Origin of the sequence: Oryzomicrobium terrae (assembly GCF_008274805.1) — a bacterium.
Taxonomy (GTDB): Bacteria; Pseudomonadota; Gammaproteobacteria; order Burkholderiales; family Rhodocyclaceae; genus Oryzomicrobium; species Oryzomicrobium terrae.
This window is the reverse complement of record NZ_CP022579.1, coordinates 2,407,688-2,432,995: the sequence shown is the minus strand read 5'-3', so window position 1 is coordinate 2,432,995 and position 25,308 is coordinate 2,407,688. Positions and strand designations below refer to the sequence as shown.

Here is a 25,308-nt window from a genome sequence, read left to right as displayed (position 1 = left end):
CATGTCGACGCTAACAAAAGCAGAACTCGCCGACCTCCTCTTCGAAAAGGTTGGTCTGAACAAGCGTGAAGCCAAGGACATGGTCGAGGCCTTCTTCGAAGAAATCCGGGATGCCCTGGAGCGAGGAGAGGGCGTCAAGCTGTCTGGATTTGGCAACTTCCAGTTGCGCGATAAACCTCAGCGTCCTGGGCGAAACCCTAAGACTGGTGAAGAAATCCCCATTTCGGCACGTCGGGTGGTGACCTTCCATGCCAGCCAGAAACTGAAGGGCGAAGTGGAGCAGTCCTACGATGGAAACGAATCCTAAGTCGATGGGCCAGGATGACCTGCCTCCGATCCCAGCCAAGCGCTATTTCACCATTGGCGAAGTAAGCGAATTGTGTGGGGTGAAACCACACGTCCTGCGCTACTGGGAGCAGGAGTTCACGCAACTGAAGCCAGTCAAGCGCCGCGGTAACCGTCGCTATTACCAGCACCACGAAGTGCTACTGGTCAGGCGGATCCGCGAGTTGCTCTATAACCAGGGCTTTACCATCAGTGGTGCTCGGCACCGTCTGGAAGAGGGGGACGAAGCGGCAGGCAGTCTGTCTGCTGCTGCCCTGCGCCAGGAGCTGACGGTACTGCTCGAATTGCTGCAAGTGTGAAAAACGGTCGAGAACGAAGAAAAAGATGCACAACGTCGGATTTTTGATATAATGCGCTTCGTGTCGGGGCGTAGCGCAGCCTGGTAGCGCACTTGCATGGGGTGCAAGGGGTCGCGAGTTCGAATCCCGCCGCCCCGACCAAAGAAAGACTAAAAAAAGCCTGGTGATCACTCACCAGGCTTTTTTTGTTTCTAAAGTCAGCGCTGTGGGCGGATTGCTCGTTCAGCGTCAATGTGTATGGCATTGCCCCCGTTGCGATATCTGTAATCATCTGCCAGATACCTAGTTTGACAGGATAACCACCTGGTTATTTTTTTAATCAAAGAATGTGGCGGTGTGGGTGGTATCGAAGCTGACTTTTTTCGCGCTCTATCCATTATGTTTATCCATGCATGTGTAGGGGCTTTTGCTCATTACAAAAGTCAGGGTAGAATGATTTTGCCCAACTTAATACTCTGGAGAAATTCATGGATATTTCCTCCCTTTCCCTGGCTGAACTCAAGCAATTGCAGAAGCAGATTCCGGCTGAAATCGTGAAGCGTGAAGACCAGGAAAAGAAAAAAGTGCTGGATGAGGTCCGTGCCCTGGCAGAAGCTCGTGGCTTTTCCATTGATCAGTTGATTGGCGGCGCTAAAGAGACCAAGGTTCGCGTCAGCAAGCCGGTAGCGGTGAAATACCGTCATCCGGAAAACCAGGCGCTGACCTGGACCGGTCGTGGTCGTAAGCCCCAGTGGGTTGAGGCCTGGATCGGTCAAGGACGAAAGATCGAAGAGCTTGCGGTCTAACGAACCTGCAGCCGACGAGTTGATAAAAGGGCGGATCAAGTGATCCGCCCTTTTTGTTGTTGCAGGGAGTTTTTTGCACCCTCTCGGTGCAGACATCGCTTGGAAGCGCGTGCAAAGGGAAGGGCGCTCAGGTGATAATGAGCGCTTCGATCAGCTACCAGCTTCCTGACTTCCATGCGAATTCTGCTCAGTAACGACGACGGTTATTTTGCCCCAGGCATCGAGGCGCTTGCTCAGGCTTTGGCAGATGTGGCGGACATTACGGTGGTGGCACCTGAGCGTGATCGCAGTGGCGCCAGCAATTCATTGACGCTTGATCGACCCTTGTCGCTGCGTCGGGCGGCCAATGGGTTCTATTACGTCAATGGCACCCCAACCGACTGCGTCCATCTGGCTGTTACGGGAATGCTGGATGAATTGCCAGATATGGTGGTTTCTGGAATTAACCATGGTGCCAATATGGGTGATGACACTGTTTATTCCGGTACCGTTGCAGCAGCCACAGAAGGCTACCTTCTTGGGATTCCGTCAATCGCTGTCTCGCTCGTTAGTCGCAGTGACAAACATTTTGAAACAGCCGCTCAGGTCGCTCGGCGTTTGGTGTTGCATTATGCCGAGCGGCCATTGAAGCAACCCGTTTTGCTCAATGTGAATGTTCCGGATCTCCCCGTGGAACAAGTTGGTGATTTGCGTATTACTCGCCTGGGTAAGCGCCATAAAGCAGAGCCAGTGGTACGGGCAAAAACGCCGCGCGGTGAAACCGTGTATTGGGTCGGCGCCGCTGGGACTGCCCAGGATGCGGGTGAAGGTACCGATTTTCACGCAGTGGCTGCCGGCCATGTTTCAGTCACGCCGCTCCAACTGGATCTGACTCATAACGGGCAACTTCCCCTTATTCGCGACTGGCTGGCATGACACGATCGACCCTCGGCCTGGGCATGACCTCGGCGCGCACTCGAGTGCGCATGATTGAACGGCTGCGCGAGCAGGGCATTCGCGACGAGGCAGTCTTGACTGCCATGGGTGAAATTCCCCGCCACCAGTTTGTCGAAGAAGCGCTGGCTTCCCGGGCCTACGAGGATACGGCGCTGCCCTTGGGCTTTTCCCAGACCATTTCCCAGCCGTTCATCGTTGCTCGTATGATCGAACTGTTGCGCAGCGGACGCTCGGGCTTGGGTAAAACGCTTGAGGTTGGAGCCGGGTGTGGCTATCAGGCTGCCGTTCTGGGGCGACTGACCCCAGAGGTTTATGCCGTCGAGCGCATTGCGCCGCTCCTGGAAAAGGCCAAGGCCAATTTGCGTGCCCTGCGTCAGTTCAATGTGCGCCTGAAACATGCCGATGGTCAGATGGGCTTGCCTGAAGCTGCCCCTTTCGACACCATCATCGTAGCGGCCGCGGCTCCATCCCTGCCGTTGGCGCTTTTACAGCAGTTGTCGCCGGGTGGCAGAATAGTGCTTCCGATCGGAAGCGTCGAGCAGACGCTGCACCTCGTGGAACGCACTCCCCAGGGGTTTGTTGAAACCAAACTGGATGCGGTCCGATTCGTCCCGCTACTTCCCGGAACAGAATGATTTCCCGTCGATCCCTTTTCTCCCTTGCCAGCCTTGCTCTTGCCGCCGCTGGTTGCGCAACCCAGCAGCCTGCTCCCGTGGTGGATCGGGGCCAGGTCGCGCCACGTGGTGCAAGCGCTGCTGCGGTTCCGGGCTGCCCTGAGACTTATACCGTCAAGAAGGGCGATACCCTTTACAGTATCGCGCTTGATCACGGTGCCGATTACCGCGACGTGATCATTTGGAACCGGATCGAAAATCCGAACCGTATCCTAGTTGGCCAGGTGCTGTGCGTTAAAGCGCCGGCAGAAGCCGTAGGCTCGTCCGTGGCGGTGGCCAAACCGATTGGCCCGGGTGCTGCCATCGAAAAGCGTTCCCTGGATGGCGCTGGCGTAACGACGGTTCCCCTTGCACCTGCAACTTCTGATGGCCTCAAGCGAGAGCCTCGGGCCGGCAAAGAGCCCTATACCGACCAGGCACTTGCGGCCGCGCAGGCGGGCAATACGGTACCTGCGGCGAAGGCTGAGCAAAAAATTGAGCCCAAGACGGAAACCAAGCAAGAACCTCGCGACTCAAAAGAGGGTGACGAGCCTGCCTGGAGTTGGCCTGCTTCCGGAAAAACCCTGTCTACATTCTCCGATACGACCAAGGGTATCGACATCGCCGGCAAACAAGGCGATCCAGTTCTTGCGGCGGCGGAGGGCAAGGTTGTGTATGCCGGGGTTGGCCTGCGTGGGTACGGCAAGCTCGTGATTATTAAGCACAATGCAGCCTACCTGACTGCTTATGCTCACAACAGCAACGTTCTGGTCAAGGAAGGCCAGAGCGTCGTCAAGGGGCAGAAGATTGCCGAAATTGGCAATACCGATACCGATACCACGAAGCTGCACTTCGAGGTTCGGCGTCAGGGCAAGCCGGTAGACCCTCTAAAATATTTACCGCCACGCTGATATGAACAACCGCCACTCCGAGTTCGCCGACGATGCCGAGGAAGATTTCTCCGAAGAAGCCGCCGAACCGGAAGGGGCGGTGGAGGTGGAAGAGTCTGACGCCGGCTCCGATGCCGGCACAGACGCCAATACGGAGGCCCTGCCTCCCGAGGTGGAAATCCTCAACGATGTCACCCAGATTTATCTTAACGACATCGGCGCTAAACCTCTTCTGACGCCGGAAGAAGAGGCCGCTACGGCCCGCGCTTCCCGGGCCGGCGACTTTGCCGCCAGGCAAAAGATGATCGAGCACAACCTGCGACTGGTTGTGAACATCGCCAAGCATTACCTAAACCGGGGTATCCCGCTGCTCGACCTGATAGAAGAGGGCAATCTGGGGTTGATGCACGCATTGGAGAAGTTCGAGCCCGACCGTGGTTTCCGCTTTTCCACCTACGCGACCTGGTGGATTCGGCAGAATATCGAACGGGCCATCATGAACCAGTCCCGGACGATTCGCTTGCCGGTGCATGTGGTCAAGGAAATCAACGGCGTGCTGCGGGCCATCCGCCATCTGGAGGCCAATCACGCTCAGGAGTACGGGGTGGAGGAAATCGCCGCCCTGACGGAAAAGCCTGTCGAGGACGTGCGCCGTCTCCTGGCGCTCAACGAACACACCGCATCGCTCGATGCTCCCCTCGACGTGGACCCCAACCACACGGTATCCGACGCCATCGCCGACGAAAACAGCGCCGATCCGGTAGGGCTCCTCCAATCCTCCGAGCTGTCCGGCTTGGTCAATCACTGGGTGATGGAGTTGTCGGACCGACAGCGCCAGGTGATCGAGCGTCGCTATGGCCTCAACGGCATGGAGGTTGCCACCCTGGAGTCCATTGCCGCTGACCTAAGCCTAACCCGGGAGCGGGTCCGCCAGATTCAGGTTGAGGCGCTTGGGCAGCTGCGGCGCATTATCCGGCGGCGTGGCGTTTCCCGCGAGAGTCTGATTTAGACGCAGGCTGATGCCACCCGGTTGCCTTGGCTGCGGCCGGAACGGTCCGGGTGCCGGTGCTACGGCCGTCGCTGACGACGCGAGCCGTTACCGGCACGCCGTCTACTTTCGCTTCGCGTAGCGCTTCGGCCAACTGGAAAACCGACATGGCATAAAAGCTCGAGCGGTTGTAGCGCGTGATGACGAAAAAGTTGTCGAACCCCAGCCAGTATTGGGTGGGGGCTTCTGGGGATACCAGGTCCACCAGCGCGGCTTTGCGGTCCCAGACTGTGCCGCTGTTCGTCTGGGGCGAGGGCAGGATCACCCCGCGTTCGGTAAGTTCGGCAAGCGTGCGCTGAGGACGAATACCTTCGTCCACCAATGCCTGGGCTTGAGCATCGGCAATCTGGACGGGGATGGCAATACCTTCATCCCGTTGCCAGCCGTGGGCTGCCAGAAAGGCCGCCACACTGCCGATGGCGTCACGGCTGCTGCCGCGCAGGTCGATCTGGCCGTTGCCATCGAAATCGACGGCGTAGCGGCGTTGGCTGCTCGGCATGAACTGGGGGATCCCGATTGCTCCCGCGTAAGAGCCTTTCACCGCCAGATCGTCCATGCCGTTTTCCCGGGCCAGCAAAAGAAACTGTTCCAGTTCGCTGCGGAAGAATGGCGCGCGGGGCGGATAACGGAAGGCCAGAGTGGCGAGGGCTTCGAATACCTTGAAGCGTCCGGGATTCTGCCCGTACTCCGTTTCCACGCCGATGATCGCCGCGATGATTTCCTTGGGCACGCCATACTGGGCCTGGGCTTCCACGAGTTCTCGAGCGTGCTCGGCCATGAAGGCCAACCCGCTGGAAACGCGGCGCACGTTGACGAAGCGTTCCCGATAGCGCACCCAGGAGCGTTGCTCCACCCGGGTCGGCGGGGCGATGGCCTTCAGTACGGCCTTGTTGGGGGCGGTCAGGGCGAAGTCACGGTGCAGTGTGGCGGCATCGAAACCATGCTTGGCCACCATTTCGTCGATGAAGCGCTCGACGTCAGGGTCGCCGAGAAAAGGTTGCATCACTCCCACCGTCGGGTTGCCCTCCTGGGCTCTGGCGGGGTGGTGTGCCAGGGTACCCACGCCTAGCAGGGCCAGGGCCAGATAAAGGGCAGAGGGCAGGGAAGGGCGGCGGGCGGTAGTGCTCAACGGAATCTCCGAAACAGGGCGGCGCGGGCGAGGGCCCGGAGGCGGCGGATTGAGGCCTGGGAAGCCTGGGGAAGGCCTTTCTGCTGCTCATCTGGAGCGGCATAACGCAGTTGGATGTAGCAGTCGGTCGCTTCTTGCACCAAGGGGGTCCAGGCGGGAAATTGGATGGCAACGCGCCGGGCGAAATCGGCGGGGCCTTCGTGAGGCGCGCGCACGATGCCGCGCCAGGCGAGGTGTCGGCAGAAGCGCCGCCAGAGCCGTTCGGCGGGATCGTCGCCGGGCGCGGGGCGTCGTCCCGGCCAGAACGCCAGCAATCCGGCAACGGCCAGCAGAATGCCTCCCGCGCCGACGAGCAGCGCAACCAGCCGACGCCAGTCGGCATCGGGCCAGCCCAAGCGGGTTAGCAGATCCTGTTGCCGCTGCGGATTGTACCCGAGCACCCATTGGTTCCAGGCGTTCTGCGCCGCTTCCCAGCGGTAGCGGGTCTGGCGCAGCCAGGACCAGTCGCTGCGCACCAGAGGAGGCAGTGGATCGCCGGCTGCGGCAGCATCGGCAAGACCGGACTCGACCCGGGCCGGAGATACGGCCGCAGTTGGATCGACCCGGACCCACCCATTTGCCGGGTACCAGATTTCGGCCCAGGCATGAGCATCCGACTGACGGATCACCCAAAAGCCATCCAAAGGATTCAATTCGCCACCTTGATAACCGGTTACCACCCGGGCGGGCACGCCTGCGGCCCGCATCACCACTACAAAGGCCGAGGCGAAATGTTCACAGAAACCGCCCCGGGTCTCGAAGAGAAATTCATCGACCGGATTGGCTCCGAGCAGCGGCGGGTTCAGGGTGTAGACGAAGGGTTCGCGGCGAAAGCGTTCGAGCAGACGGGCAGCGATCAGGCGCGGCCGATCTTCGGCGCGGGCACTGGCCATTTCTTCCCGCAGGGCCGCGCCCAGGGCCTGGGCACGGGGGTTCCCGCCAGTGCTGCTGGCGGGGCGCAACTGACGTGAGCGTTCGAGGATTTGCGGTGCTTCATCTTGGGCGAGGCGTGCGGCCGGTTGGGAGCGGGCGGAATAACGCAGGCGCTTGACGATCGTGCTGCTGGCTTGAACGTCGCCGGTGGCGCTCAGATGCGTGCCGCTCGGCCAGGAAAGGGGATGGTCCAGGGCCAGCAGCCAGCGCCCCCCGTGGGGCTCCAGGGTGAGGGTGTAGGCAAAGACCGGTTGGCTGGGGTCCTGGCGGATCTGGGCTGGCGCTAGTTGGGGGGAGGGGAGGGCGCTCCAGGTGGTGCCATCGAAACCTTCCAGGACCGGGCCACGGAAGTAGAGTTGAGACTTGGCTGGTGGCGGTCCGTCAAAGCGGACCCGGAAAGCGATTTCCGTGGATTGGATGAGATTGGCGATCGACCCCGGCGCCATGGTGTCGGACAGACCGCTGCGGGCGCTGTAGGCATCCCGGGGGAGCCCCCACAGGGGGCCGTCGATGCGCGGGAAAAGCAGGTACAACGCCGCCATGAAGGGCAGGGCGAGGGCGATCAGGAATCCACTACGGCGGAGGATGAAGGGTATGGGGAGGGGCTGGCTACCGCTGTGCAGGCGGAGGAGCGTGACTACGATAGCGATGCAGCATCCCAGGGCCCAGAGACCGGTGAGGATCGATTGAGATTCGAAGAACTGGGCCAGCAGCAGAAAGCAGGCGAGCAGTATGACCACCCAGGCATCCCGGCCGGGCTGACACGCGTCCGGTGCGTCGGATTTACGGAACTCGTAGAACTTGAGGGCGAGAAAAAACGCCAGCAAGGTGACGCCGGGCCCCCGGCCGAATACGGTGCGGAATTCCAGCCCCACCGCCGCCATCACCGCCAAGGCCCCGAGCAGGACGAGCCAACGGGGCGGCGCTGTGGGCTGGGGGGCATAGAGCAATAACGCTGCTCGCACACCAAACAGGGCCACAACCGCCAGGCTGGCCCAAAGGGGCAGGGTGGTTGTCAGGGGGGCCGCGACGAGAACGGCAAGGCCCAGCAACCAGGCGATTTCAGGATCGTAGCCAGGCCGGCTGCGCTGGCGGATCGGCTGGAGCCATTCTGGCAGCGTCATGATGCAGCTCCCGCCGACGTATCCCACGGTGCGGAAGCAGAGGTGTCGAGGCCAAACAAGGCAAGCCGGGTGAGACAGGCTTCCCGATGGGCAGGGCCGAGGTCCGGCGGGATATCCTCGCCGGGCAATCGCAGCCCATAAGGCACTCCGCGGCGTTCCGCCGCCAGCACCCAGGCGCAGAGGATGGAGAGGCGGGCTTCCTGTCCTGCGGCGGGGTCGTCGTGGTCATCGCATTCGGGACGAGCGTCGTCCCAGGACAGCCATTGTTCACCCGCCTCGGTGCCATGGAAGTGTTTCAGCAGCAATTCGGGTGTCGCTATTTCAATACCATCGCGGCGGGCAGCGATTTTCCAGGCCACATGGCGGAGCGGGTCCGCCGGGGTGCGTTGGCGCAACCCGGCGAAATCGTCCTCGCCGGTCCAGGGATGGCGGGTCTGGGTCGTACGCCGGATCTGACCCCGTGCAGCGAGCGGCGGCAATGCGGGGGCCGGGTATGCAGGCGCCGGATAGATCAGTGCAGCGATGGGGGGGCGCCAAATCGTCCAGGTCCGGAATAGCCCGAGGGGAAAACGGCTTTCCACCCGTATCGGGGGAAGGCGAAAAGGGCCGCGCTGTAGCCCCGTGATACGCAGCGTGACCGTAACCTCGCCAGCGGCTCGGAGGGAAATATCGACGGGGGCGCACGCCATGCCGTCGTCCGCCACATTGAAACGAAGCGCGGGCCGGGGCTCGTTCCGGCTGTGCCGGGCGTAGAGAGTCACGTATAGCGTTTCTCCGGCCAGGGCGTTGTCGGCGTGGCCGGGGACCAGGGTCAGGCCGGCGAGGTTGCGGCATGTCTGGCCCATTCCCAGTGTGCCCACCCCGGCCAGGAGAAAGACCACGGCGTAACCGAGCGCCAGGTCGTAGTTGATGGCCACCAGCAACATGGTGAGCAAGGTGGCGACAAATCCCAGGCCAGCAACCGTCGGCAGGATGTAAATGCGCCGCTGGGTGAGCGTGAGCGGCTGGAGGTCAGGTGCGCGCCCATACAGCCAGCGTTCCAGCTTCTGCTGGTACCAGCGCCGCAGCGGTCCAATACGATGAGGTCGAGCGTTAGGGGCCAGTGTCGGCGTACGGGGACCATTCACGGTAGCGGGACCGCCTCGATCAGGTGCTGGGCGGCATCGAGGGTGAGGGAGCCGTCGCCATGTATGGGGGCCAGGCGGTGGCAAGCCACGGCTGGGAAGACCGCCTGGACATCTTCGGGCAGGACATGATCGCGACCGGCGATGAAGGCCAAGGCCCGGGCCGCGGCGAGCAGACCCAAGGCCGCCCGGGGTGATAGGCCATGGCGGAAGCGGCCATTCTGACGGGTCGCCGCGGTCAGGGCATAGACGTACTCCACCAAGGCGGGGGAGGCGTGTACCTGGGCAGCCGCGTGCTGCAATGCCGGCATGTCGCCGGGAGCGAGCAGGGGGGCAAGCCGTTCCACCTGGTCGCGCCGCCCGCCGCTGGAGAGCAGGGCACGTTCTGCCTCCGGGTCCGGGTAGCCTAGGGACAGGCGCATCAGAAAGCGGTCCAGTTGCGATTCTGGCAGGGGGAAGGTCCCGACCTGGTGCGATGGGTTCTGGGTGGCGATGACGAAGAACGGTTCGGGCAGCAGCCGGGTTTCCCCATCCACCGTGACCTGGCCTTCTTCCATGGCTTCGAGGAGGGCGCTCTGAGTCTTCGGGCTGGCCCGGTTGATTTCGTCGGCCAGCACTACCTGGGCAAACACCGGACCAGGCAGGAAACGGAAACGGGAACCGTCGGTGCTACGTTCGTAGATGGAAACCCCGACCACGTCTGCCGGAAGCAGGTCACTGGTGAACTGGATGCGGGCAAAGTGCAGTCCCAACAGCCGGGCCAGGGTGTGAGCCAGGGTGGTTTTGCCAACGCCGGGCACGTCCTCGATAAGCAGGTGCCCCCGGGCGAGCAGGCAGGCCAGTGCCAGACGGATCACGTCTGCCTTGCCGAGAATGATCTGGCTTGCGGCATCCAGAACGGGAGTGAGGCGGGCGGCGGGGAGGGCTGCGTCCATGGGGAGGCTTGTGGATGGATAGTTGGAACGTCGAAGGTAAGACCGCTTGCTGCCGATCGAGTGCCTTTGCTGAGGGCTCAAGCAGAAAAGCCTTGCTGGGGAAGGTTTTTGGCGGAGAAGAGGCACGAGGCATGCGTGTTGTGATGCCTGGTGAATGAGATGATAATGCATGAAGAGAACGGTAAAACCCTGCGTTCCAGCTTGGCAGAACCAGGGAACAACAATAACGGCGCGATAAGCGCCGGGTAGTCATAACAGCAGCCGGCCCGATCCCCAAACGGAGCCATGGCGCAGGAATCGTCGAGTCGAAGGCAGTGCATTGGTACCCGCAACATGTCGGCGGGGCCGGTGGTTGTTCGTGCCGATCGACCCGCTCCAGACCAATTCAACGCAGGGTAGAAGTTGTGACCACCACCGCTTTCATCAGTCACAAGGATTGCTTTCTTCATGACATGGGGTCGTTTCACCCAGAATCCCCCAGTCGTTTGACCGCCATCTCGGATCATCTGATCGCTCAGGGGATCGATGCTTATTTCAGTCACTTCGACGCGCCCCTGGCTACCCTCGAAGAGTTGCGCCGTGTCCATCCGGTCGGCTACCTGGAAAAGCTCAAGCGTAGCGCCCCGGAAAACGGCATCGTGCACCTCGATCCCGATACGGCGATGAACCCCTACACGTGGCAGGCTGCGTTACGTTCCGCCGGGGCGGGCATCATGGCGGTGGATATGGTGATGAAGCGAGAGGTGGCCAATGCCTTTTGCGCGATTCGTCCCCCCGGCCACCACGCCGAACGGGAAACCGCCCTGGGGTTTTGCTTCATCAACAACGTCGCCGTAGCCGCCCGCCACGCACTCGAACACCACGGCCTGTCCCGGGTGGCCATCGTCGATTTCGACGTGCACCACGGCAACGGTACCGAGGATATCTTCAAGGATGATCCTCGGGTGTTGATGGTCAGCATGTTCCAGCATCCGTTCTTCCCCTACAGCGGTGCTGATTGCACCGCTGAAAACATGTGCAATGTGCCGTTGCCGGCGGGAACCTCCGGCGAAGAGTTCCGCATGGTGGTTTCCGATATCTGGCTGCCCCGCCTGCGTGAGTTCCAGCCGGAAATGGTCTTCATCTCCGCCGGTTTCGATGCCCATTACGAGGACGACATGGGCAGCATGAAGTTGGTGGAGTCGGATTACGCCTACGTGACGCGAGAAATCAAGCGCTACGCGGACCAAGCCTGCCAGGGGCGTATCGTTTCGATGCTGGAAGGCGGCTACGTGCTGTCGTCTCTGGCGCGCAGCGTGGCGGCGCATCTGCGCGTGCTGGCCGACCTGTAAGCTCGAACCGGGGCGATTCCGCCCCGTGCCGATGAATGTCCCACCCAAGGTATTCCCGGCAATCGGGGTTCGGGTAGAATCGAACGCTTTCAGCATTTCATACCCGACCCCGCCATGATTACCGGATCCCTCGTCGCCATCGTTACTCCCATGCAGGAGGATGGCAGCCTCGATCTCGCCGCCTTGCGCCGGCTGATCGACTTTCATGTTGCCGAAGGCACCGACGGCATCGTCATCGTCGGCACCACCGGGGAATCCCCGACCGTAGGCGTGGAGGAGCATTGTGCGCTGATCAAGACCACGGTCGAGCATTCTGCCGGCCGCGTTCCGGTGATCGCCGGTACCGGTGCCAACTCCACCGCCGAAGCCATTGAGCTGACCCGTTTCGCCAAGGACGTGGGCGTCGATGCCGTCCTGTCCGTGGTGCCCTACTACAACAAGCCGACTCAGGAAGGCCTGTACCAGCACTTCCGCGCCATTGCGGAAGCGGTGGACGTGCCGGTCATCCTCTACAACGTGCCCGGCCGCACCGTGGCCGATATGAGCAACGACACCGCTCTGCGTCTGGCCGAGATCGACAACATCGTCGGCATCAAGGACGCCACCGGCAACATCGAGCGCGGCACCGACCTGATCCTCCGTGCCCCTGAAGGTTTTGCCGTGTACAGCGGCGACGACGCCTCCGGGTGCGCCCTGTTGTTCCTCGGCGCCCATGGCGTGATTTCGGTAACCAACAACGTGGCGCCGCGCCTGATGCACGAGATGGTGGTGGCGGCCCGTGCCGGCGATGTGAAGACCGCCCGCGAGATCAATGCCAAGCTGCTGGGGCTGCACAAGCACCTGTTCTGCGAAGCCAACCCGATTCCGGTCAAGTGGGCGGTGCAGCAGCTCGGTCTTATTCCCGGTGGCATCCGTCTGCCGCTGACGACCCTGTCCCCCGAGTACCATGAGCGGGTGCGTGGCGCCATGCGCCAGGCTGGCGTGCTCGCCTAAAGCCTGAAAGCGGCGGCGTGTCCGCCGCTTCCTTTTTCCATTTCGCCAACACTGAAGCGAGAGCCGACGATTTTGAAGCACCCTGACATTCATTCCGTTCGTCTGGCCTTGGCCGCGAGCGTCGCTGTGGCGGTTGCCGCTGCTTCCGGTTGCAGCGTGCTGCCCGAATCGAAAAAGATCGACTACAAGTCTGCGGGCAAGAGTCAAGTTCCTTCTCTGGAAATTCCCCCTGACCTGACGGCACCCTCCAAGGATGACCGTTTTTCCGTTCCGGACATCGGCGGCAAAGGCTCGGCCACCTTCTCGGCTTATTCTGCTGAGCGGGATCCGAAGGCCCAGGTGCAGAACAGCACCGTATTGCCCCAGGTGGAAAAGACTCATATCGAACGTTCCGGGAGTCAGCGCTGGCTGGTGGTCGACCAGACACCGGATAAAGTCTGGGACACGGTCAAGGAGTTCTGGCAGGAAACCGGTTTCATCATCAAGACTGAGCAACCCGATGCCGGCGTGATGGAAACCGATTGGGCAGAAAACCGGGCCAAGATCGGTGAAGACTTTCTGCGCAACACCCTGGGGAAACTGCTCGACTCCCTCTATTCCACCGGGGAGCGGGACAAGTTCCGTACTCGCCTGGAACCGGGGGCGCAGCCGGGAACGACGGATATCTTCATCAGCCATCGCGGCATGGAAGAGGTCTATATCACTACCGAAAAAGACCAGACGCGTTGGCAGCCCCGTGCCGCCGATCCAGAGCTCGAAGCAGAAATGCTGCGTCGCTTGATGCTGCGTTTCGGTGTCGAGGAGAAACGGGCCGAAGCTCAGATTGCCGCCAGCGGCAAGCCGGTGGAAAAGGCTCGGGTGGTCAAGAATAGTGACGGAACCGCCCAGGTGATGGTCGATGAGCGCTTTGACCGGGCCTGGCGCCGTGTCGGTCTGGCGCTTGACCGGGTCGGCTTTACCGTCGAGGATCGGGACCGCTCCAAGGGGCTGTTCTTCGTCCGCTACGTGGACCCTGAGGCCGATGCCGCCAACAAGGATCCGGGACTGTTGTCCAAGCTGGCCTTCTGGAAGAGCACGCCCAAGCCTGAAAACAACACTCAGTACCGCATCTTCGTCCGCGATGGCGGCGATGCGACTCAGGTCCAGGTGCTGACCCGGGAAGGGGGGAGCGATACCTCCGATACCGCCAAGCGCATTTTGGCGCTGCTCTACGATCAACTGCGTTGAGCGGCTCCAGTTGCAGCAAGTAAAAAGCCCCGCCAATTTGGCGGGGCTTTTTACTTGTGTAGGGAGGTTGTGCGGAGGGCGGGGGCAGCTCCATTCCTCGCCCCCAACCCCGCCGGCAGCGCCAGGCTCAGAGCCGGAAGCGGCCGACGACCTGTTGCATGCTGTGGGCCACGCTGTCGAGGGTGCGTGCGGCGGAGGCGGTTTCGGCGGTGGTGGCGCTATTCTCCTCGGCGTGAGTGGCGATTTCCTCTACGCGCCGGGCCACGTCGGTGGAGGCGGAGGATTGCTCACGCAGGGCCTCGGCTACGTCGGCCACCAATTGCGCGACCCGTTGCGCCATCTCCTGAAGGTGGCTGACCGTGTCGCCGGCTTCCCGGGCCAGGGTGACGCTGTTGTCCACCGAGGCGACGCCCTCCTGGATGCCCGCCACAACTTGCTGGGTGGATTCCTGGATGGCGCTGACCATTTGGGTGATCTCGCTGGTGGACTGGGCGGTCCGCTCCGACAGTTTGCGCACTTCGTCGGCGACCACGGCGAAGCCTCGGCCATGCTCGCCGGCCCGTGCCGCCTCGATGGCGGCGTTCAAGGCCAGCAGGTTGGTCTGATCGGCGATGTCACGAATCACGCTGACGATGTGGGAAATCTGCGCCGATTGGCCTTCCAGGGCTGCGACCTGGGTTGCGGCGGTGTTCACCACCGTGGACACCCGGGTGATCTCATCGACCATGCGCAGCAAAGTGTCCCGCCCAGCACGGGCCTGGGCGTCCGATTCGGAGGCCAGACGGCTGGAATCGGTGGTGCTGTCCGACACGTGGTTGATCGATACGGTCAATTGCTCGATGTTGGCGGCAATGGCAGACGCGGCGGAACTTTGGGCGTTGGCGCTGAGTTCGAGCTGGGTGGCGCCGTTGTTGAGTTGTTGGGCGGCGCTGGAAATCTGGTCGGCGTTGTCCCGGGTCTGGGTCAGGGTGGTGCGTAGCGAGCGTTGCATGTCCCCCATGGCGGCGATCAGCTTGCCCACTTCATCCTGGCCTGCATCGGGAAGATGGGCCTGCAGGTCGCCAGCGGCGATGCGCCGGGCGGCCTCGACGGCAATACCCAGGCGCCGCGACATGCGGTTGGCGAGCAGCAGCGAGGCCAGTACGGCAACCGCCAAGCCAACGATCAGGGCGATGATGCCGCCGACCATGGCGTTGGCGATCAGCCGGGAACCTTCGCTGGCGGCCTTGCCGGCCCCTTCCTGGTTGAACTTGGTCAGCGCATCGGTGGCATCGCGCAACTGGTTGGCCTTTTCCACCCAAAGGCCCTGGCGCAGGCGTTGGGCTTCTGCGTCCTTGCCGTCCTTCATCAGGGCGACGCTTTCTTCCACTACCTTGCGGTAGTCCGCCACCCCTTGCTTGATCCGGTCAACGATCTGCTGTTCTTCAGGGCCTGTGACCAGGGGCTGATAGTCCTTGATGACCGCCTGTAGGTCGCCGTCGAGCTTGTTCAGGGAACTTTCAATCTTGGTTCGCTCCTCGGCGGAGGTGCCCAGCATGTATTCCAGGCTGCGCACCCGGTAACGCAGCCGCTCCTGGCTGATCTTGCCGGTAACCTGGATCGACGGAAGCCAATTGGTGATGATTTCGTTGCTGGTGTTGCCGACGAGACGGATCTGCATCAGGCAGAACAGGATGGCGAGGATGAGTACGCCGCCCGATACGGCGAAATTGAGTAAGAGCTTGGCCCGCAGGCTCAAATTGTCGAACCACTGCATGTTTCATCCCCTTGCTATTTTTTTGAAAAGGCCGGAATCCGGTGAGTTACCCCCGGGCGGGGGAAGAACCGTGATTCAGGCCCGTCTTACGAAGGTAGACGCTAGACGACTTGGGGTGTTCCAGCAAGGCAGGAAGCCGCGGCAGCGTAGTTTCCGGTTGTAGTAAAATCCGTCGGTTCGCCCTGGCATTTGTCATAGTGGCGGATAGAAAAGGCTGGGGAAAAGCAGCGAAAAGAAGTTTTGCGCTGGCTATGTCCGAAAAAACAACAACCTGGGGTGTTTGGCCGCGACAGGCGAACAGTTCGTGTCCCGGGATTTTGCTGCTCCATCGTCTCCGTGGCTGATGCCGGAAGGGATGCTATGAACCTTGAAACCTCCACCGTGGCGGCCGATTCCGTGGCGGCCAGCGATTGTGATGTGCTCGTCATCGGCGGTGGTCCGGCGGGGTCCACCGCAGCGGCCCTGCTGGCGGAAAAGGGCCATCGGGTGACCCTGCTGGACAAGGACCGGCATCCCCGCTTCCACATTGGCGAGTCGCTGCTGCCGGCCAATATGCCGCTGTTCGAACGCCTTGGGGTCGCCGAGCAGGTGCGCGCCATCGGCATGGAAAAGTGGGGGGCCGAGTTCGTCTCGCCTTGGCACGATACCCGCCAGACCTTTTTCTTCGCCCGGGCCTGGGACAAATCCATGCCCCACGCCTATCAGGTGCGCCGTTCCGACTTCGACAAGATCCTGATCGATAACGCCGGCGCCAAGGGGGCCACGGTGATCGAGGGCTGCAAGGTGCGGGCGGTGGATTTCCGGCCCGACGGCAGCGGCGCCCTGGTGCGCGCCCAGCATGAGGATGGCACAGCCGCGCGCTTCAACGCCCGCTTCGTGCTGGATGCCTCGGGGCGCGACACCTTCCTGGCCAACCGCTTCCAGGCCAAGCAGCGCAATCCCAAGCACAACAGCTCGGCCATGTACGGCCACTTCCGCAATGCCCGCCGTCACGAGGGGCAGGCCGAGGGGCACATCACCATCTTCTGGTTCGACCACGGCTGGTTCTGGTTCATCCCCCTGTCCGACGGCGCCACCAGCGTCGGCGCCACGGTCTGGCCGTACTACATGAAGACCCGGCAGAAGCCCTTGAAAGAGTTCTTCCTCGATACCATCCAGCTTTGTCCGGCCCTGGCCGAGCGCCTCCAGGGCGCCGAGCTGATGGCCGAAGTGGAGGCCACCGGCAACTTCTCCTACGTTACCGACCGTACCCACGGGCCGGGCTACCTGCTGCTCGGCGACGCCTACGCCTTCATCGACCCGGTGTTCTCCTCCGGTGTCATGCTGGCCATGAATAGCGCCTTTGCCGGCGCCGAGGCCGTGGATACCGCGCTTACCCAGCCGGCGCGCACGGCTCAGGCCATGGCCGCCTTCGACAAGGTGATGAAGCACGGGCCGAAGGAATTCTCCTGGTTCATCTACCGCGTCACCAACCCCACCATGCGCGACCTGTTTATGGCGCCGAGCAACAAGCTGCGTATGGAAGAGGCCCTGCTCTCGGTGCTGGCCGGCGACATTTTCGGCAAGACGCCGATCTGGCGCTCCCTGCTCGCCTTCAAGGCGATCTATTACCTGATGTCGCTGCGCTACCTGCGTCGCTCCCTGATGGCGTGGCGCAAGCGGCGCATGAACATCCGCTATGTGGAAATGCCGGAGTCCGGTCTCGGAAACCAATGAACGTCGTAGAGCACCACCTGGCCGCCGTTCCCCTGTCAGTGGCCTGCCTGCCCTGGCCTGATACCGAGCAAGGGACTGCCCCAAACCCCGCGCCAGTGCTTGATCTTCAGGGGAGTGCCCTGGGATGCGCCGTGTTTGCTGCTTCTCCGCTAGCCCCGCCTGGAGAGGCGCCTCAGTCCTTCGTCTCCACCCCGGTGCTCGACGGTCCGCAGGCCTGGGCGGAAATCTGGCGTACCGCCGAGCCGCTCCGCAGCGGCCGGCAGGGGCCGTTGACCTGGCGGGCCAGCGCGGACGTGCTGTTCGGTGCTATCACCCTGAACGAGGCGGACTTCGTCCCGCGCGACGGCGCCACACCCCTGCAGCAGGCGGCGGAAGCGGCCTACCAGGCCATCTTCGCCCTGCTCGCCGCCGAAGGTATGCCCTACCTGCTGCGGGTATGGAACTACCTGGACGACATCAACGGCGAGAGCTTCGGCCTGGAGCGCTACCGCCAGTTCAACATCGGCCGCCAGGACGCCTTCCTCGCCAGCGGCCGCCCGATCACCCAGAACGTGCCGGCAGCCTGCGCCCTGGGCACCATCGGTGGTGACCTGGTGGTGTTCTTCCTCGCCGGCCGTGCGGCCCCCATCCCGGTGGAAAACCCGCGCCAGGTGAGCGCCTACCACTATCCCCGGGAATACGGCCCGCGCAGCCCGACCTTTTCCCGCGCCGCTGTGGTGCGCCTGGGGGGCGATGGCGAGAGACGCGATGTGCTGTTCATTTCCGGCACCGCCAGCATCGTCGGTCACCGCACCCTGCACGTGGGCGATGTGGCGGCACAGACCCGGGAAACCCTGGCCAACATTGCCGCGGTGATCGACCAGGCCAACCAGATCGTTCCCGGTGCCGGCTACCGTCTCGCCGATTGCCTGTACAAGGTTTATGTGCGCCACCCCGCCGACCTGGCGGTCATTCGCGCCGAAATCGACCGGGTTCTGCCCGGCGCCCCCATCCTTTATTTGCAGGCCGATGTGTGCCGCAGCGATCTCCTGGTCGAGATCGAAGCCAGCGCCGGCCATCCCCTGGAGTTTTGCCCGTGATGCCTTGCCGCCCGCCCCTGAATCGCCGCCTCCTGGGCCGCTGTCTGACCGTTGGTGCGTTGGCTGCCGCTGTTCTGGCCCTGCCCGCCAGCGCCGACCAGAAGCCCCTGTGGGAGGCCGGTATCGGCGTCGGCGCCCTGGTCTTGCCGGACTATCGCGGTTCCAATCAAACGCGTGGTTACGCGCTGCCAGTGCCTTATTTCATGTACCGCGGCGACTTTCTGCGCGCCGACCGCAACGGGGTGCGCGGCGCCCTGCTGGATACCGATCGGGTCGAGCTCAACATCAGCGTGTCCGCCTCCCTGCCGGTCAACAGCGACAAGAACGACGCCCGCACCGGCATGAGCGATCTCAAGCCCATCGTCGAGGTTGGACCGTCCCTGGATATCAACCTGTGGCGTACTGGCGACCGCCGCACTAAGCTCGATCTGCGCCTGCCGATGCGGGCCGCCCTGACTGTAGAGTCGAACCCCAAGGCGGTGGGCTGGGTCTTTTCGCCGCGCCTCAATCTGGACGTGGAGGATGTGGCCGGCTTCAACGGCTGGAACCTGGGCCTGCTGGCCGGTCCAATCTATCAGACGCGCAAATTCAACGAATACTTCTACTCGGTGGCACCCCAGTACGCTACCGCGTCCCGGCCCACTTACCAGGCTAATGGCGGCTATGCCGGCACCCAGGTGCTGTCGTCCCTGTCCAAGCGTTTCAAGAGCACCTGGGTCGGTGCCTATGTGCGCTGGGACAGCCTCAAGGGCGCCGCCTTCGAAGACAGCCCCCTGGTCAAACGCGACCAGTACGTAGCGGCCGGAGTCGCGATCGCCTGGGTGCTGGGCGAATCGGCGCAGAAGGTGGAGTGGGATTATTGAGGCGCGCGTAGGTCCGCTGTAGGCTGCCGCCGGCGAGGCCGGGTTCACCGGCAGCGACTCGATGTCTATCCACCGTATGTGATTTCCTGATGCCGTTTTTTCTGCCGCACGGACTCGTGCGCCACCTGCCGCTCCCTTTGCGCCGCCTTCATGCCACCCTGGCCGTTACCCTGGGCTGGGTGCTGCTGGGTGTGCTCTGCCTCGGCTGGTCGCTGCTGGCGGTGCTCGTCTATCCGCTCCTGCCGCGCCGCGCCGGTCTGCGCTTCGGGCGCTTGGGCATCATGGGCGGCTTCCGCCTCTATCTGGCCGGGCTGTCCGCCCTGGGGGCCTGCCGCTTCGACCTCAAGGCCCTCGATCAACTGCGCGATTCTGGCCCCCTGATCATCGCCCCCAACCACCCCTGTCTGCTCGACGCGGTGATGGTCCTGTCGCGTCTGCCCGACGTGGCCTGCATCATGAAGGGCGAGTTGATGGACAACCTGTTCCTTGGTGCCGGGGCCCGGTTGGCCCGCTACATTCGCAACGATTCCCTGTTCGGCATGATCCTGTTGGCGGTGTCGGACCTGCGTGAAGGCAACCACCTGCTGGTCTTTCCTGAGGGCACCCGCACCAGCGGCGGCCCGGTGGGACCGTTCAAGGGCAGTGTCGCCCTGGTGGCCCACCGGGCCCAGGTACCGATTCAGACCGTCTTCATCGAGACCGATTCGCCTTACCTGGGCAAGGGCTGGCCCGTGCTGCGCCGCCCCGACTTGCCGATCACCTATCGCATCCGTCTCGGCCGCCGTTTCGACCCGCCCCAGGACCCCCATGTCTTTACCGGGGAGCTGGAAGCCTATTTCCGCACCGAACTGAGCCGGGCCCGGGAGGCGGGCGAGGGGAGCGCGGCCCCCTGCCGTTGCACCGCCGATATCCCGGTAGCAACGACGTCTCACCCCTCCTGAGGGGGGCGGCTTGTCCCCACTTTTCCTGCCCATCGCCCATGACCCCAGCCGTGCCTGTTTCTCCCGCTTCAGTCCCTTCGACTACCCATCTGGTACTCATTCCCAGCTACAACCCGGGGGAGCAGGTCTACGCCACGGTGCGGGCCGCCCGGGCCCAGTGGAACCCGGTGTGGGTGGTGGTGGACGGCAGCCGGGACGGTACTGCCGAAGGGCTCCTGGCCATGGCCGCCGATGATCCGGGGCTGCGGGTGGAGGTGCTGCCGGAGAACCGGGGCAAGGGGGCAGCGGTGCTGCACGGCCTGGATTTGGCCGCGGCGGCCGGCTTCACCCACGCCTTGACCATGGATTCGGACGGCCAGCACCCGGCCGACCTGATCCCCACCTTCATGGCCCGCTCCCGGGAAACGCCGGGGGCCATGGTGCTGGGCGTGCCGGTGTTCGACGCCAGCGCCCCGGCGCTGCGCGTCAAGGGGCGCAAGGTGTCCAACTGGTGGGCCAACCTGGAAACCCTGTGGATGGGCATCGGCGATTCGCTGTACGGCTTTCGCGTCTATCCCATCGACCCCTTGCGGGCGGTGATGCGCGGCCAGCGCTGGATGCGCCGCTTCGACTTCGATCCGGAGGCAGTGGTGCGCCTGGCCTGGCGCGGCGTGCGGCCGGTGAACCTGCCGGCCCCGGTGAAGTACCTGCGCCCCGAGGAAGGGGGCGTCTCCCACTTCAACTACCTGCGCGACAACACCCTGCTCACCTGGATGCACACCCGGCTGTTCATCGGCTTCGTGCTGCGCCTGCCGCTCTTGGCGGCGCGGCGCCTGGGCGGCCGCTGAACAACTGGCGAAGGGGGCAGGCCCAGGGACGGTTGGATCAGCCGCCCAGGGACGTCCAACGCACGATCTGGGGGCCGGCCAGGGCGGTCAGCACCATCAGGGCGGGCATGGCGGCGAAATAGGCGCCCACCACTCGGCGGATGCGCGGGTGGGCTTGGTTCAGTTCCAGGAAGTGGACGATCACCAGCCGGCTCTTTACCGCCACCAGCAGGGCGGCGGCCACCGCCAGGACGATGCCGCCGTAGTGGCTCTCGCCGAGAAAGCCCCCGCCCAGAGTGAGGGCGAGGAGGACCAGCCAGGTACGTGTAAGGCGCTTGTCGGGGGTCATGACGCGCTCCTCAGTGCAGCACGTAGAAGAGGGGGAAAATCGCCAGCCAGATCAGGTCCGTGGCGTGCCAGTAGCAGCCCAGGGCCTCCAGCCCCTGGTAGTCCGCCGCCGAGTAGGCGCCCATGCGGGTGCGGGCCATCACCCAGAGCAGGCCGAGGATTCCCCAGCTGACGTGGACCAGGTGGTTGAAGGTCAGGTAGTAGTAGGTGGTGAAGAAGATGCCGGCGCTGCCGTCGATGCCCTGGGCGATGTTCCACTGCACCTCGAAGAATTTCACCACCGGATAGCCCAACCCCAGCACCAGGGCGGCCCCCAGCCAGCGCAGGCAGGCGCGTTGCTGGTCGCGACGGATGGCGGCCAGCGCCCGGGCGATGGCGTAGCTGCTGCTCAGCATGAACACCGTGTTGGCCGTGCCGGCTGCCAGGGACAGGCGGGTCGCGCCGGCACTGAAGGCTTCCGGATGATGGGCCCGGGCGATGAAATAGACCAGGAACATCAGAGCGAACTCGGTGAGTTCGCAGAAGATGCCCACCCAGATGCCCTTGTTGCCGGGAATGCGGGCAACGGGAGGGGCGGTGGGTGGCGAGGGCGGATGGGGCAGGGTCAGGGTGGCGTTCATGGCGGCACGTCAGGCGCAAATTGGCGCTCCGGAGTGGAGTAAGCGCATTGTGCGCCGGCCTTCCCCAGAGGCTAGGTACAGAAAAGTCAAAAAACGGCCATGACAGATATTTGCCGACACAGCGGAGGCACCGTGAAGGAGGCCGTCGTCCGATTGGCACCGGTTGCAGGCCATTGATGGGGGTACTAATGAAAACGGGGCGGAAGCCGTATCGGCTCCCGCCCCGCTATGCGTGGCCCCAGAGGGGCGGTCGCGTTTAGGCCGTCAGAACGATGCGCTTAGGCAAAGTTTTGAGCGGCGAAGTCCCAGTTGGCGAGCTTCTCGAGGAAGGTCTCGACGAACTTGGGACGGGCGTTGCGGTAATCAATGTAGTAGGCGTGCTCCCACACATCGATGGTCAGCAGGGGCTTGCCCTCGCCGGTCTTGAGCGGGTTGCCGGCGGCGCCGGTGTTGGCGATGTCCACGGAGCCGTCGTCCTTCTTCACCAGCCAGGTCCAGCCGGAGCCGAAGTTACCCACGGCGGAGGCCGTGAAGGCCTTCTTGAACTCGTCGAAGGAGCCCCACTTCTTGTTGATGGCGTCGGCCAGGGCGCCGGCGGGAGCGCCACCGCCGTTGGGCTTCATGGAGTTCCAGAAGAAGGTGTGGTTCCACACCTGGGCGGCGTTGTTGTAGATGCTGCCGGCCGGAGCCTTCTTGAAGATCTCTTCCAGACCCAGGTTCTCGTACTCGGTGCCCTTGATCAGGTTGTTCAGGTTGGTCACGTAGGCCTGGTGGTGCTTGCCGTAGTGGTACTCGAAGGTTTCTTCGGAGATGTGCGGGGCCAGGGCGTTCTTGGCGTAGGGCAGTTGCGGCAGTTGATGTTCCATATTGTTCTCCGTTGCAGTGGGGGATGTTGGAGGCGCGCTCCGGCGGTGCAGCAGATGCCGGGGGTGACGACTCGAAACTCTTCGATTTTATGCGGGGGGCGGGGGTAGCACAACTTTGCCGGTCAGCTGCGCTTGGGCACGGCGGCGGGGACCAGGCTGGTGGACTCGACCCGCACCGCTGCCGAGCCTTGATGCAGACGTAATGCAAGGCCGTCCCCCGGACGCAGTGCGGCCGCGTGGCGCACGATCTGGCCATCGGCATCGAAGGCCAGGGCATAGCCCCGGGCCAGCACCCCTTCCGGCGACAGATGGGCCAGGGCCGCGCCGAGCTGTTCGAGGCGATGGCGGGTGGCTTCGAGCCGGTGCTGACTGGCGGTGTGCAGGCGGTGCTCGAGTTCGACCAGCCGGGCCTGCTGGGGCACCACGGTGGGGCGACGGGCGCGCAGCCGGCCGTCCAGGCGGGAGAGGGCGGTGTGCTGCTCGGCCAGCCGGCGCCGGCCGGCCTGGGCCAGGCGCTGGGCCAGCGCTTGCAGCGTTTCCCGGTGCCGGGCGATGCGCTGGGCCGGGTGGATCAGGCGCCGCGCCAGGTAGTCGAGGCGCTGGCCGTGGTCGTCGATCAGCCGGCCGGCGCGGCGCGCCAGGCGGCGATGCAGCTCGTCGAGCCGGTCGAGCAGGGCCTCCCGGTCCGGGCTGGCCAGTTCGGCGGCTCCGGTGGGGGTGGGGGCGCGCAGGTCGGCGGCGAAGTCGGTGAGGGTGAAATCGGTCTCGTGACCGATGCCGCTTATCACCGGCAGGGGGGCGGCGGCCACGGCGCGCACCACCCGCTCATCGTTGAAGGCCCACAGATCCTCAATGCTGCCGCCGCCGCGCACTACCAGCAGCACGTCCACCTCGGCCCGGGCGTAGGCCGCCTCCAGGGCGGCGACGATGCGCGGCGGGGCCTCGTCACCCTGGACCAGCGAGGGATAGAGGATCACCGGGACGTGGGGCGCGCGCCGCGCCAGGGTGGTGAGCACGTCGCGCAGGGCGGCGGCCTGGGGGCTGGTGACGATGCCGATACGGCGCGGGTGAGCCGGGATCGGCAGGCGGTTCTCCGCGGCGAACAGGCCTTCGGCGTCGAGCCGGGCCTTGAGTCGCACGAACTGCTCGTAAAGGTTGCCCAGACCGGCGGGACGCAGGGCTTCGACGTTGAGCTGGAAGTCGCCCCGGGGCTCGTAGAGTGACACCAGCACCCGGGCTTCCACCTTCTGGCCGTTCTCGGGACGGAAACCCAGGGTCTGCACCCGGCTGCGGAACATCACGCAGCGGGCCTGGGCCTGGTCGTCCTTCAAGGAGAAATAAGCGTGGCCCGAGGCGGCCAGGGTTAGGTTGGAAATTTCGCCGCTGACCCAGCAGAGGGGGAAGTTGCTTTCCAGGATCTGGCGCACCTGACGATTGAGTGCCGAAATGGGCAGGGGTTTTTCTTCGCGGAAGGGCGGGGCAGGAGGTGGAGATGCAGAAAAATCAGCCATGCCGCCATTGTAACGGAGGGGGGCGGCGGGGCGATTGATCCACAGGCCGCAGGCTTGTCAAGGGCGGAGAGTGCTTGCTCACCCGCTATCCCCGGTTATACCGATGTTTAATTCTAACATATTGATTTTTAATGATAAAAATCATTGCATAAAAAATAAGCAAGGTAAGGGAGGGCTCGCTGCCAAGGGCTTTTTCGTCACTTGCCGACATCCTATTCACAGAGTTATCCACAGAGTTTGTGGATAAATCCGTTCGGCATAGTGCCCTTGCCCGGTGGCGGGGCGACAGCTAAAGTCTCGGCTTTCGCGCCGTGACGCTTTTCACGGTATCGGGCAGTACATCATGAGCGCCGTCTTGCCACCTACGACGGTTGCCGCCATACGTTCTTCGGAGAGTTTCCGTGTTCGCCATCATTCAAGCCGCCGGCTGGCCCATCTGGTTTCTGTTGCTCGCCTCGATCATCGCCCTGGCTCTCATCATTGAGCGCCTCCAGGCGCTGCGCGGCGCCAAGGTCGTACCCACGGGGCTGTTGCAGCAAGTGGTGCAGCAATATCGCCAGGGGGGCGTCAATGACCAACTGGTGGCCGGGCTGGAAGCCGGTTCGCCCCTGGGGCGGGTGCTGGCGGCAGGGCTGCGCAACGTGCGCGCCTCCCGGGAAGTGATGAAGGAAGCCATCGAGGAGGCCGGCCGGGCCGTGACCCACGAACTGGAGCGCTACCTGACGACCTTGGGCACCATTGCCTCGATCTCCCCCCTGATGGGCCTGTTCGGCACCATCGTCGGCATGATCGAGATCTTCGGCTCCCAGGGGCCCTCCGGCGGCAACCCGCAGCAACTCGCCCACGGCATCTCGATCGCCCTGTACAACACCGGGTTCGGCCTGATCATCGCCATCCCGAGCATGATCTTCTGGCGCCACTTCCGCGCCAAGGTCGATGCCCTGGTGATCGATATGGAGCAGCAGGCGGTGAAGCTGGTGGAAGTGGTCCACGGCGACCGTACCTGAGGAG

26 protein-coding genes and 1 tRNA gene are annotated in these 25,308 nt (G+C 63.5%); 17 read left to right on the top strand and 10 right to left on the bottom strand.

Features of this window, described 5'->3' with window-relative positions; all coding sequences use genetic code 11:
• Position 1 precedes the first annotated feature (1 nt).
• The 8 genes from OTERR_RS11080 (at position 2) to rpoS (ending at position 4,917) form a co-directional block, all read left to right on the top strand.
• Positions 2-307 (top strand): integration host factor subunit alpha, encoded by a 306-nt coding sequence (locus tag OTERR_RS11080; protein ID WP_054622072.1) that lies wholly within the window; start codon positions 2-4, stop codon positions 305-307.
• Entirely contained in the window at positions 291-644 is a 354-nt protein-coding gene (locus OTERR_RS11075) for a MerR family transcriptional regulator (protein WP_054622073.1), read from the top strand. Before OTERR_RS11080 ends, OTERR_RS11075 begins: the two co-directional genes overlap by 17 nt.
• Before the next feature lie 64 nt (positions 645-708).
• Positions 709-785, top strand: a tRNA-Pro gene (locus OTERR_RS11070).
• 326 nt (positions 786-1,111) lie between these two features.
• The gene (locus OTERR_RS11065; protein WP_054622074.1) at positions 1,112-1,429 is read left to right on the top strand and encodes an H-NS histone family protein; all 318 of its coding nucleotides are present in this window, start codon (positions 1,112-1,114) and stop codon (positions 1,427-1,429) included.
• 174 nt (positions 1,430-1,603) lie between these two features.
• Complete coding sequence (gene surE / locus OTERR_RS11060) at positions 1,604-2,344, top strand: 5'/3'-nucleotidase SurE (RefSeq protein ID WP_082397227.1); 741 nt, start codon at positions 1,604-1,606, stop codon at positions 2,342-2,344.
• 50 nt (positions 2,345-2,394) lie between these two features.
• Complete coding sequence (locus OTERR_RS11055; RefSeq protein ID WP_054622076.1) at positions 2,395-3,000, top strand: protein-L-isoaspartate(D-aspartate) O-methyltransferase; 606 nt, start codon at positions 2,395-2,397, stop codon at positions 2,998-3,000.
• Positions 2,997-3,929, top strand: a complete 933-nt coding sequence (locus OTERR_RS11050; RefSeq protein ID WP_054622077.1) for a peptidoglycan DD-metalloendopeptidase family protein — start codon at positions 2,997-2,999, stop codon at positions 3,927-3,929. The genes OTERR_RS11055 and OTERR_RS11050 overlap by 4 nt, the downstream gene beginning before the upstream one ends.
• 1 nt (position 3,930) lies before the next feature.
• Positions 3,931-4,917 carry an RNA polymerase sigma factor RpoS gene (rpoS, locus tag OTERR_RS11045; protein ID WP_054622078.1) on the top strand — a complete coding sequence of 329 codons (987 nt, stop codon included), beginning with the start codon at positions 3,931-3,933 and terminating at the stop codon, positions 4,915-4,917.
• Here the strand turns inward: rpoS and mltB are convergent.
• The 5 genes from mltB to OTERR_RS16045 form a co-directional block, all read right to left on the bottom strand.
• On the bottom strand, positions 4,877-6,085 hold the full coding sequence (gene mltB, locus OTERR_RS11040; RefSeq protein WP_246154139.1) for a lytic murein transglycosylase B: 1,209 nt from the start codon (positions 6,083-6,085) through the stop codon (positions 4,877-4,879). The genes rpoS and mltB overlap by 41 nt on opposite strands.
• On the bottom strand, positions 6,082-8,181 hold the full coding sequence (locus tag OTERR_RS11035; protein WP_149425777.1) for a transglutaminase TgpA family protein: 2,100 nt from the start codon (positions 8,179-8,181) through the stop codon (positions 6,082-6,084). The genes mltB and OTERR_RS11035 overlap by 4 nt, the downstream gene beginning before the upstream one ends.
• Complete coding sequence (locus tag OTERR_RS11030; RefSeq protein ID WP_149425776.1) at positions 8,178-9,308, bottom strand: DUF58 domain-containing protein; 1,131 nt, start codon at positions 9,306-9,308, stop codon at positions 8,178-8,180. Before OTERR_RS11030 ends, OTERR_RS11035 begins: the two co-directional genes overlap by 4 nt.
• On the bottom strand, positions 9,305-10,240 hold the full coding sequence (locus OTERR_RS11025; RefSeq protein ID WP_149425775.1) for an AAA family ATPase: 936 nt from the start codon (positions 10,238-10,240) through the stop codon (positions 9,305-9,307). The genes OTERR_RS11030 and OTERR_RS11025 overlap by 4 nt, the downstream gene beginning before the upstream one ends.
• Positions 10,241-10,317: 77 nt before the next feature.
• Positions 10,318-10,689 (bottom strand): hypothetical protein, encoded by a 372-nt coding sequence (locus OTERR_RS16045; protein ID WP_187775362.1) that lies wholly within the window; start codon positions 10,687-10,689, stop codon positions 10,318-10,320.
• Between OTERR_RS16045 and OTERR_RS11020 the strand changes: the two genes are divergently transcribed.
• From OTERR_RS11020 to bamC, 3 genes are all read left to right on the top strand, one after another.
• A complete protein-coding gene (locus tag OTERR_RS11020) occupies positions 10,645-11,571 on the top strand; it encodes a histone deacetylase family protein (protein WP_054622082.1) in 927 nt (308 codons plus the stop codon). The genes OTERR_RS16045 and OTERR_RS11020 overlap by 45 nt on opposite strands.
• 114 nt (positions 11,572-11,685) lie before the next feature.
• Positions 11,686-12,564 carry a 4-hydroxy-tetrahydrodipicolinate synthase gene (gene dapA, locus OTERR_RS11015; RefSeq protein ID WP_054622083.1) on the top strand — a complete coding sequence of 293 codons (879 nt, stop codon included), beginning with the start codon at positions 11,686-11,688 and terminating at the stop codon, positions 12,562-12,564.
• A 126-nt stretch (positions 12,565-12,690) separates the two neighbouring features.
• Complete coding sequence (bamC, locus tag OTERR_RS11010; protein ID WP_246154138.1) at positions 12,691-13,791, top strand: outer membrane protein assembly factor BamC; 1,101 nt, start codon at positions 12,691-12,693, stop codon at positions 13,789-13,791.
• 127 nt (positions 13,792-13,918) lie between these two features.
• On the opposite strand, the gene OTERR_RS11005 is transcribed toward bamC, so the two are convergent.
• Positions 13,919-15,547: a methyl-accepting chemotaxis protein gene (locus tag OTERR_RS11005; protein ID WP_149425774.1), complete on the bottom strand. Its 1,629-nt coding sequence runs from the start codon at positions 15,545-15,547 to the stop codon at positions 13,919-13,921.
• Positions 15,548-15,907: 360 nt separating this feature from the next.
• Between OTERR_RS11005 and OTERR_RS11000 the strand changes: the two genes are divergently transcribed.
• The 5 genes from OTERR_RS11000 to OTERR_RS10980 all read left to right on the top strand — a co-directional run bounded on the left by OTERR_RS11000 (position 15,908) and on the right by OTERR_RS10980 (position 20,973).
• The gene (locus OTERR_RS11000) at positions 15,908-17,263 is read left to right on the top strand and encodes an NAD(P)/FAD-dependent oxidoreductase (protein WP_149425773.1); all 1,356 of its coding nucleotides are present in this window, start codon (positions 15,908-15,910) and stop codon (positions 17,261-17,263) included.
• A gap of 131 nt (positions 17,264-17,394) precedes the next feature.
• A complete protein-coding gene (locus OTERR_RS10995; protein ID WP_149425772.1) occupies positions 17,395-18,342 on the top strand; it encodes a chorismate transformation FkbO/Hyg5 family protein in 948 nt (315 codons plus the stop codon).
• Between the two features lie 59 nt (positions 18,343-18,401).
• Positions 18,402-19,205: a MipA/OmpV family protein gene (locus OTERR_RS10990; RefSeq protein WP_246154137.1), complete on the top strand. Its 804-nt coding sequence runs from the start codon at positions 18,402-18,404 to the stop codon at positions 19,203-19,205.
• A 116-nt stretch (positions 19,206-19,321) separates the two neighbouring features.
• Entirely contained in the window at positions 19,322-20,146 is an 825-nt protein-coding gene (locus tag OTERR_RS10985) for a lysophospholipid acyltransferase family protein (protein WP_246154136.1), read from the top strand.
• Positions 20,147-20,184: 38 nt separating this feature from the next.
• The gene (locus OTERR_RS10980) at positions 20,185-20,973 is read left to right on the top strand and encodes a glycosyltransferase family 2 protein (RefSeq protein ID WP_149425770.1); all 789 of its coding nucleotides are present in this window, start codon (positions 20,185-20,187) and stop codon (positions 20,971-20,973) included.
• 37 nt (positions 20,974-21,010) lie between these two features.
• Here OTERR_RS10980 and OTERR_RS10975 read toward each other — a convergent pair whose 3' ends face one another.
• The 4 genes from OTERR_RS10975 to xseA all read right to left on the bottom strand — a co-directional run bounded on the left by OTERR_RS10975 (position 21,011) and on the right by xseA (position 24,297).
• On the bottom strand, positions 21,011-21,301 hold the full coding sequence (locus tag OTERR_RS10975; protein ID WP_149425769.1) for a cytochrome C oxidase subunit IV family protein: 291 nt from the start codon (positions 21,299-21,301) through the stop codon (positions 21,011-21,013).
• Between the two features lie 10 nt (positions 21,302-21,311).
• Positions 21,312-21,920: a cytochrome c oxidase subunit 3 family protein gene (locus OTERR_RS10970; RefSeq protein ID WP_149425768.1), complete on the bottom strand. Its 609-nt coding sequence runs from the start codon at positions 21,918-21,920 to the stop codon at positions 21,312-21,314.
• 278 nt (positions 21,921-22,198) lie between these two features.
• Complete coding sequence (locus OTERR_RS10965; protein WP_149425767.1) at positions 22,199-22,786, bottom strand: superoxide dismutase; 588 nt, start codon at positions 22,784-22,786, stop codon at positions 22,199-22,201.
• A 122-nt stretch (positions 22,787-22,908) separates the two neighbouring features.
• Positions 22,909-24,297, bottom strand: coding sequence for an exodeoxyribonuclease VII large subunit (gene xseA / locus OTERR_RS10960; protein WP_149425766.1), 1,389 nt, complete (start codon positions 24,295-24,297; stop codon positions 22,909-22,911).
• A gap of 401 nt (positions 24,298-24,698) precedes the next feature.
• Here xseA and OTERR_RS10955 point away from each other — a divergent pair, with 401 nt between their 5' ends.
• Entirely contained in the window at positions 24,699-25,304 is a 606-nt protein-coding gene (locus OTERR_RS10955) for a MotA/TolQ/ExbB proton channel family protein (RefSeq protein ID WP_054622092.1), read from the top strand.
• The last annotated feature ends 4 nt before the right edge of the window (positions 25,305-25,308 follow it).

Coding starts and splice junctions, on each gene's coding strand:
- OTERR_RS11000 (WP_149425773.1), top strand. CDS start 15,908: ATGAACCTTGAAACCTCCACCGTGGCGGCCGATTCCGTGGCGGCCAGC.
- OTERR_RS11080 (WP_054622072.1), top strand. CDS start 2: ATGTCGACGCTAACAAAAGCAGAACTCGCCGACCTCCTCTTCGAAAAG.
- OTERR_RS11065 (WP_054622074.1), top strand. CDS start 1,112: ATGGATATTTCCTCCCTTTCCCTGGCTGAACTCAAGCAATTGCAGAAG.
- OTERR_RS11050 (WP_054622077.1), top strand. CDS start 2,997: ATGATTTCCCGTCGATCCCTTTTCTCCCTTGCCAGCCTTGCTCTTGCC.
- dapA (WP_054622083.1), top strand. CDS start 11,686: ATGATTACCGGATCCCTCGTCGCCATCGTTACTCCCATGCAGGAGGAT.
- OTERR_RS11005 (WP_149425774.1), bottom strand. CDS start 15,547: ATGCAGTGGTTCGACAATTTGAGCCTGCGGGCCAAGCTCTTACTCAAT.
- OTERR_RS16045 (WP_187775362.1), bottom strand. CDS start 10,689: ATGAAGAAAGCAATCCTTGTGACTGATGAAAGCGGTGGTGGTCACAAC.
- OTERR_RS11035 (WP_149425777.1), bottom strand. CDS start 8,181: ATGACGCTGCCAGAATGGCTCCAGCCGATCCGCCAGCGCAGCCGGCCT.
- OTERR_RS11055 (WP_054622076.1), top strand. CDS start 2,395: ATGATTGAACGGCTGCGCGAGCAGGGCATTCGCGACGAGGCAGTCTTG.
- OTERR_RS11075 (WP_054622073.1), top strand. CDS start 291: ATGGAAACGAATCCTAAGTCGATGGGCCAGGATGACCTGCCTCCGATC.
- OTERR_RS10965 (WP_149425767.1), bottom strand. CDS start 22,786: ATGGAACATCAACTGCCGCAACTGCCCTACGCCAAGAACGCCCTGGCC.
- OTERR_RS11025 (WP_149425775.1), bottom strand. CDS start 10,240: ATGGACGCAGCCCTCCCCGCCGCCCGCCTCACTCCCGTTCTGGATGCC.
- OTERR_RS10970 (WP_149425768.1), bottom strand. CDS start 21,920: ATGAACGCCACCCTGACCCTGCCCCATCCGCCCTCGCCACCCACCGCC.
- rpoS (WP_054622078.1), top strand. CDS start 3,931: ATGAACAACCGCCACTCCGAGTTCGCCGACGATGCCGAGGAAGATTTC.
- OTERR_RS10975 (WP_149425769.1), bottom strand. CDS start 21,301: ATGACCCCCGACAAGCGCCTTACACGTACCTGGCTGGTCCTCCTCGCC.
- OTERR_RS10980 (WP_149425770.1), top strand. CDS start 20,185: ATGACCCCAGCCGTGCCTGTTTCTCCCGCTTCAGTCCCTTCGACTACC.
- surE (WP_082397227.1), top strand. CDS start 1,604: ATGCGAATTCTGCTCAGTAACGACGACGGTTATTTTGCCCCAGGCATC.
- xseA (WP_149425766.1), bottom strand. CDS start 24,297: ATGGCTGATTTTTCTGCATCTCCACCTCCTGCCCCGCCCTTCCGCGAA.